A 6,645-nucleotide genomic window follows, 5' to 3' on the forward strand; every position below is an offset into this window, starting at 1 on the left:
ATGGGTCCCTCCATGAATACCGAAAAGCTCTTTTTTTATTCCATTGATTTCCATTTAGATTTTTGTTAACTAAAAAAATAAGTTTACACAAAAAGAGAGAGGCAGCTCATGGCTCAAAATAGAGAGGTCATACTTATTACCGGCTGTAGCGGACGTATTGGCTTTAACGCCTGCGCGCGTTTTGCTCAGGAGTATCAGATCGTGGGCTTTGACGTGCTTCTAGCAGGAGCGCTCCCTGAAGTAGAATTCATGATGGTGGATATCGCAAGCGACGAGAGCGTAGCGCAAGGGTTGAATAGGGTGAAGGAAAAGTATGGAAATAAAATCGCCTCTGTCATCCACCTAGCTGCCTACTATAATTTTGAGGGCGGCTCATATAGCAACTACGAGAGAATTACCGTAAAGGGAACCGAGCGCCTACTGAAAGGATTGCAAGAGTTTCAAGTCGGACAGTTTATCTTCTCAAGCACCATGCTCGTTCATGCTCCTTGCAAAGTAGGCGAGAGAATCACGGAGAACTCTCCTGTCGAACCAAAGTGGGCCTATCCGCGCTCGAAAGTCGAAACTGAAGCGATGATCAGCAAAGAGTGCGGAGCGATTCCCTACGTGATCATGCGCATCGCGGGTGTCTATGACGACCAGTGCCACTCGATCCCCATCTCCAACCAGATCCAGCGCATCTATGAAAACCAGCTCGAAAGCCACCTCTTTCCTGGCGACCTCACGCACGGAGCCTCTTTTGTTCATATGGACGATCTCGTCGAAGCCCTCTGGCTTGCAGTGCAGAAGCGCAAGACCCTCCCAAAAGAGCTCGTTCTGTTAATCGGCGAAGAGGAGACTTTAAGCTATGAGACGCTGCAGCAGGAGATAGGGCAGCAAGTTCATGGACAAGAGTGGAAGACCTGGCGCGTTCCAAAAGCGTTTGCTAAGTTGGGCGCCTGGTCGCAGCAGCACATTCCATTTCTACCCAAGACCTTCATTAAGCCCTGGATGATCGATGTTGCAGACGACAACTACACCCTGGACATCAGCCGCGCTAAAGAGTTTTTAGGATGGCAGCCAAGGCACTCTCTTCGCACAACCCTTCCTGTGATGACAGCCCAACTGAAAGATGATCCGCTAACCTGGTACGACGAGAATAAGTTGAAAGTCCCTTCGTGGCTCATGAGAAAATCAGCATGAGAAGAAGAGAGTTTGCAACAGCAGCATCGGCCCTCGGCTTCTGGCTGATCGCCTCATCTACTGTTTTTAATCTGCCCGACTCAAAGACCTGGTTTTCCGATCTTCTCAGCGGCATTCTGCTTATTTTTTTCTCTCTCTACTCTCTGAGGAAGAAGAGCGCTTGGCCTCTCTGGGTGGTAACCACAATTGGCCTCTGGATACAGTTTGCACCTCTTGCTCTCTGGGCAGACCAGACCTGGCAGTATCTGAATGGAACTCTCTGCGGCTTTATCGCCATGATGCTCTCCCTTCGCGCGCTCTATCCAAAAGAGATTACAGGACAGCCAGATATCGCACCCACAGGCTGGTCGTTCAACCCCTCCAGCTGGGGACCCAGGATCGTCATGGCCTTCTTTGCCCTCTCTTGCGCGTTTCTCGCACACTACATGGCCGCCTTCCAACTCGGATTCATTTCTTCCATCTGGGATCCCATCTTTGGAGATGGAACGTATAAAGTTGTCACCTCTGACGTCTCAAAAGCCTTTCCCGTCTCAGATGCGGGCCTTGGCGCTCTCGCTTACACTATTGAAGCGCTAACCTGCTGTCAGGGAGACAATCAGAGATGGCGCAGCATGCCCTGGGCAGCAGTCACCTTCGGCCTCCTCGCAGTGCCCGTGAGCATCGTAAGCATTCTTCTGATCATCTCGCAGCCCGTGATTGTGGGCGCCTGGTGCAGCTGGTGTCTTCTCATCGCGCTCCTCATGGTTCTCATGATCCCTGTTGCGCTCTCAGAGTTTGTAGCTAGCATCCGCTTTCTCCACCAGAGCTACCGGAAGAAGAAACCGCTGTGGCACCTCTTCTGGCAGGGGGAGCATACGCATGAAAAAGTCATCACTGCCGTTTTTAAGAGGCAAAAAACCTCTTTTCCTCCAGCAGGGATTACACTTCCTTGGAATCTGATCGCATCAGCCCTTCTCGGCCTCTGGACCGTATTTTCCATTCACTTCTTTGTTGGGGTGGGAATTGTCGCAGATAGTGCCTACGTCGCAGGCCCGCTCATCTACACGATCGCAATCATTGCGATGGCAGAAGTTGTAAGAGCCGCTCGTTTTGTGAATATTCTTCTGGGCTTGGGCCTCATCGCCACCGTTTGGTTTGCAGAGGGCGCCTCTTCGCTCCTTCTCGTCCACCAGACCCTGCTCGGCATCGCCCTCATTCTCCTCTCGCTGCGCAGAGGCCCCATCCGCCAGCGCTACGGCACCTGGGACCGCTTCATCTTCTGAAATCTCTTTTTTGGAGTGCAGCGGCTTGACGCCGCTTTTTCTTAAAATCGACTTGTCGATTTTTTTTTGAAGAGACATCGCCAGGTCGATGTCGAGAAAAGCGGCGTCAAGCCGCCGCACTCCAAAAAAGAATCTTTTTGAGTCAATTTTAAGCTGATTTGGTCGTTTTTTGCGCTGGGGCTGCAGGCTTAAGGTAGCTGGGAAGCTCTTCTGGTTGGACTGAGATGTGGGGAAGGGCCTTTTGCACTGCTTCTGCTCTCTCTTTATTTACTCGTAGAGTTTTAACTCTTTTCAATTGTTCTGCCAGTTGAATAAGTTTCTCTTCTATCCGTATTCCGTTGCAGATACGCGGTGCATTGTAAATTTCGAGATTTTCAAGGGCTTGAAGAGATGCAAAATGTGCAGTAACGTCCGCTCCTCGCAGTCTGGTAGGTTTATAGGGATCCGTGGCCGAATTTCGATCAAAACGCAGACTTCTCAGCTGGATGCAGCGCCCTATTGCTTTTACAGCTACAAGACCTATCGTGCAATATCTAATCGTTAGATCTGTAAGAGAAGAAAGAGTAGGCAGAACTTCTATTTCTGGGCCCAGAGTGCCTAAATGACTGAGTTCAAGGGAGGTTAATGCGCCGGCTCCTGGGAGAAAGACTGGCAAGGGGCTCTCTACTATCCCCGCTTCACAAGTGAAGCAGGAGTCATCGCGAAATAAGCGAGGGCGATAACGGTCGGAATATTCACCGTGAGCGCACTTATTGATCACGAGTTTTGTAAGCTGCAGCTTAGCAAGAGGAGTCTCCAAAGGAATCTTTGAGCATGTACTTAGTGTTAACTGCCTTACTTTGAGAAAGGGGAGCTCTCCTGTTTTAGAAAAGAGGAGAGATGCGCTCTCGGCTGATAATCTGACGTTTAAAATAAGTGCTCTTAAATTCCCCCCATTGGAAGAGAGAAGCTCGCAGCACCTTGACACCCTCGATTCAAATGGAGCCTTAGTCTGCTTCATCGAGTAGACGAGAAGTGCTAGATCGGCCACCTCCCACTGCTTCATGAGTTCCATTCTATTCAGATAAGAGAACTCCTTACAAGTTCTAGCCGCTTTAAGATCGAGAACAGATAGATAGCCTAGAGTTCTTTTGACAAGAACCGTAGGCAATTTCTCAAGCATTAAGTTTGGTTGCGAGGGGGCAGAACTCTCTGCTCTACTAACCGGTCGAACTGTCACTCTTTTTCCTCCTAGCGTTTTTGGAAGGTTTCGGCTGCGACGCTTACATCTATGGAGACCACTTTAAGGTGGGCAAGGCTCTTTTTAAAGGAGTCCTGAGGCTCTTTTGTAGAGATGATCAGCTTATTGAGTTTCGGCAGACTGGAAGCTAGCTTTTGGATAGAAGCTAGCTGGAATTGTATCTGGTTGAGGAAGGCAGCGGGCAGGCTATGCAGCTCAAGCTCTACAAGAGAAGCGCACTGCGCAAATGCTTTTAAAACATGGGCTTCAGTGACCCGACTCTCTTCAGCTGATCTGGTTGCTCTAGGTTCAGAGGCGCTACCGGCTCCTGAGGCTGCAGCTATCTCCTCTTTTTTCTTCCTTAGCCGATGGTCGGATCCATTTTGCGTAAATCGGAGGGTTTGGATCTGTGTGCAGCGGCCAATCGCTTCTATCGCCTCCAGCGCCACGAGACAACGATCGATGTTCAACGTTCTAAGTAGAGGCAGCGAGCCCAGAGGGAGCAATCCTTCGCCAAGCGAAGGATTCTTAACGTTAGAGAGGTCGACCGTATGGAGAGTTGTTGCGTTGGTGAATAAGTAGGAAAAGAAAGCATCATCGAGAAGTTGTGGCACTAGAGGAGTTCCTGTAAAACCACAATAGCGGCAGTCTTGTGCAAGGGAGGCTGGATCTTTAGGGCATTGGCCGATAACCAATCTGGCGAGGCCAAGACTTCTCAAGGGATGAGGTGAAGAGATTTGGCCGCAGGCATTTAATCTGAGCTCGACTAAGTTTTGAGCTTTCGAAAGATGTGCAAACCCCACATCTGTGATCTTGGATTGGATGGAGAGTCTTGTCAGTGGCTTAATGGAAGCGGCCTGTTCTAGTTGTTTGTCATCAAGAACTGTGACATCTACAGCTCTGAGCGCAGGGTGCTCGCTCATTTTACGTGCAAGAGCCTCAGAAAAAGAGCTCCCTGCAGGAAGCTCCAGCTTTCTGAGTGTTTTAACACTCTGAAGCAGTTGCATGATAGAGGCCTCTTGCCAGTTTCTATCAAGAACTCGTACAGAGGTTAGATTAGCGCAGTTTCTAGACTTAATGCATCCAGGAACTGCAACCTCACATCTTCTAGCCGTGATTTCAAATAGCCGCACCTGAGAAAAAACTTTGCATGTTCTCGCAATTCTTAGATCATTCTTTGATAAGAAGCCCCAGCTTAGTACTTGAGCAACCAGAGCTGGCTGAAGTTTATCAATCATTAAATTTGGCTTCTGCTGAACAGTCATTGTTACAAGCTCCTTCGGATGGTGATGTTGGTTCTTTGGGCTTTCTCTGCTACGCGCTGCCTTATCTGTTCTAAGTCTGCCGTTAGGCGCTCTCCTACGATGAGGAGTTTGAGACGCTTTAAATGAGATGCGACTTCTGCGATCCACTCGTCTATGCAGAAATTATAAGAGAGAAAAGAGAAGCCTGGACGGTCATAGATCTCCAGCTCCTCAAGAGCATTGCAGTTTTGTAAATTTGACGCGAGCATCTCGCGGATCTCCTTGATCTCCTTCGGACTGCACTTTGAAACATTATCGGTAAATTTAAGGGAGTTAAGTTGCGTGCAACGTCCGAGCGCTTGCAGAGCTTTTGCTGACACACTGCACTCCGAGATGGTAAGCCTTGTAAGAAGGGGCAGAGTGTGAAGGGCTTCTAGTCCCGGACCAAGAGCAGGATCTTTTAGACCGGAGAATGCAACAGAGTGAAGGGTGACTGCAGTGGGGAAAAAAGATGAGAAAAATCTGCCATTTCCTAGCTGTTCTTTTCCCTGAATAGGCACTTTTTGACAAACGCATCTGTCGACGAACCTTATCCACGGAGAGCAGCACTGTACAGCAAAGCTAGTGAGCTTAAGGGTGGAAATAGGTCCTTCTGCGGAGGAGATTTGGCAACAAGCATTTAGTGTAAGCTCTCTTAAACTGCGAGTGGCCGCTTTCGCTAGTTTCTCAATTCCGACTCCGGTAGCTCCTACAGTTGTCGTTCTGACTCCTGCAAGTGGAGCAATAGAGAGCGCATCTTCGATTTCCTGGTCGTTATCTACCACTAGATGGACGGCATTTAATGCGGGATGGGCATTCATTGTCCTAGCGCAAGCTTTCGCATTAAACTTGACAGAAGGGAGCTCTAATTTCTGCAGAGTGGGCACCCTGTTGAGGGTGCGTGCGATACCAGTTGATGAACAGTCCTTGTCAGCGACGGTTAATGAAGTTAATTTGGGGCAGCTCTTTGAACTAATATGTTCGGCAACAGAGGTTGTCCTCTTTTCAACTCTTACATGTGTAAGTCTAGGAAATGCGTTCTCACGAAAGAGGAGATACGATGCTCCTCCCTCTAGAGAAGAGTCATTCATGTTAAGGCTGGTTAAGTTTCCCCCATTTAAAGCGAGGAGCTGGCAGGCTCTTTTCGCCCTTTCAGTAGGCTCTTGGGAAAGATGCACGAGCGAGCGCGAGAGTAGAGAGAGGTCTGCGCGTTGCCACTTCTTCATGAGTTCCATGCAATTTAGATAGGAGAACGCTTTGCATGTGGTTGCAACCTTTACATCCCAATGATCGAGGTAGCCCAGAACCTCTTCAATTAAGTTTTTAGATAGTCTCCTGGTCAGCAGGTTCGGCTCGACTGTTTTTACTGTCATAATAGCTCCATTAAGATAATCCGGCGAAAATCATAAAGGAGGAGAGGGCAAAAAATAAAACTAAAAGAAAAGTTTAATTTGCGGAAAAGGAGGGGTTTTTTGTATCGTGTTGGTTCCTTTCGAAAAGCGTAGGCTTTTTAGGGGAAGAATGTGGTCTGTTAGAGCCGCACAAGATGTTTTGACAATAGAGTAGAAGTGACGTGCAAGCAAAAGAAGCTTGTGCAAAATAGAGCAGTTTTAACTGCTCTAAGCCTGTCAAAGAATAAGAGTTTTTTTACAGATTAAATTTTTTTTGAGAATTTGATCTTGGTTCAGATTGAATGCTG

The 6,645-nt window shown here is 48.4% G+C and carries 5 protein-coding genes; 2 read left to right on the forward strand and 3 right to left on the reverse strand.

The window, feature by feature from the left end; all coding sequences use genetic code 11:
- Window positions 1-108 precede the first annotated feature (108 nt).
- Window positions 109-1,182: an NAD(P)-dependent oxidoreductase gene (locus HYX48_00835; GenBank protein MBI2742449.1), complete on the forward strand. Its 1,074-nt coding sequence runs from the start codon at window positions 109-111 to the stop codon at window positions 1,180-1,182.
- A complete protein-coding gene (locus tag HYX48_00840) occupies window positions 1,179-2,444 on the forward strand; it encodes a dTDP-glucose 4,6-dehydratase (protein ID MBI2742450.1) in 1,266 nt (421 codons plus the stop codon). The genes HYX48_00835 and HYX48_00840 overlap by 4 nt, the downstream gene beginning before the upstream one ends.
- Before the next feature lie 148 nt (window positions 2,445-2,592).
- On the opposite strand, the gene HYX48_00845 is transcribed toward HYX48_00840, so the two are convergent.
- The 3 genes from HYX48_00845 to HYX48_00855 are packed head-to-tail and all read right to left on the reverse strand — an operon-like array spanning window position 2,593 to window position 6,319.
- Window positions 2,593-3,663, reverse strand: a complete 1,071-nt coding sequence (locus HYX48_00845) for a hypothetical protein (GenBank protein MBI2742451.1) — start codon at window positions 3,661-3,663, stop codon at window positions 2,593-2,595.
- Between the two features lie 11 nt (window positions 3,664-3,674).
- On the reverse strand, window positions 3,675-4,928 hold the full coding sequence (locus HYX48_00850) for a hypothetical protein (protein MBI2742452.1): 1,254 nt from the start codon (window positions 4,926-4,928) through the stop codon (window positions 3,675-3,677).
- 2 nt (window positions 4,929-4,930) lie between these two features.
- Window positions 4,931-6,319, reverse strand: coding sequence for a hypothetical protein (locus tag HYX48_00855; GenBank protein ID MBI2742453.1), 1,389 nt, complete (start codon window positions 6,317-6,319; stop codon window positions 4,931-4,933).
- Window positions 6,320-6,645 lie beyond the last annotated feature (326 nt).

It is taken from the genome of Chlamydiales bacterium, assembly GCA_016185065.1.
GTDB lineage: Bacteria > Chlamydiota > Chlamydiia > Chlamydiales > Rhabdochlamydiaceae.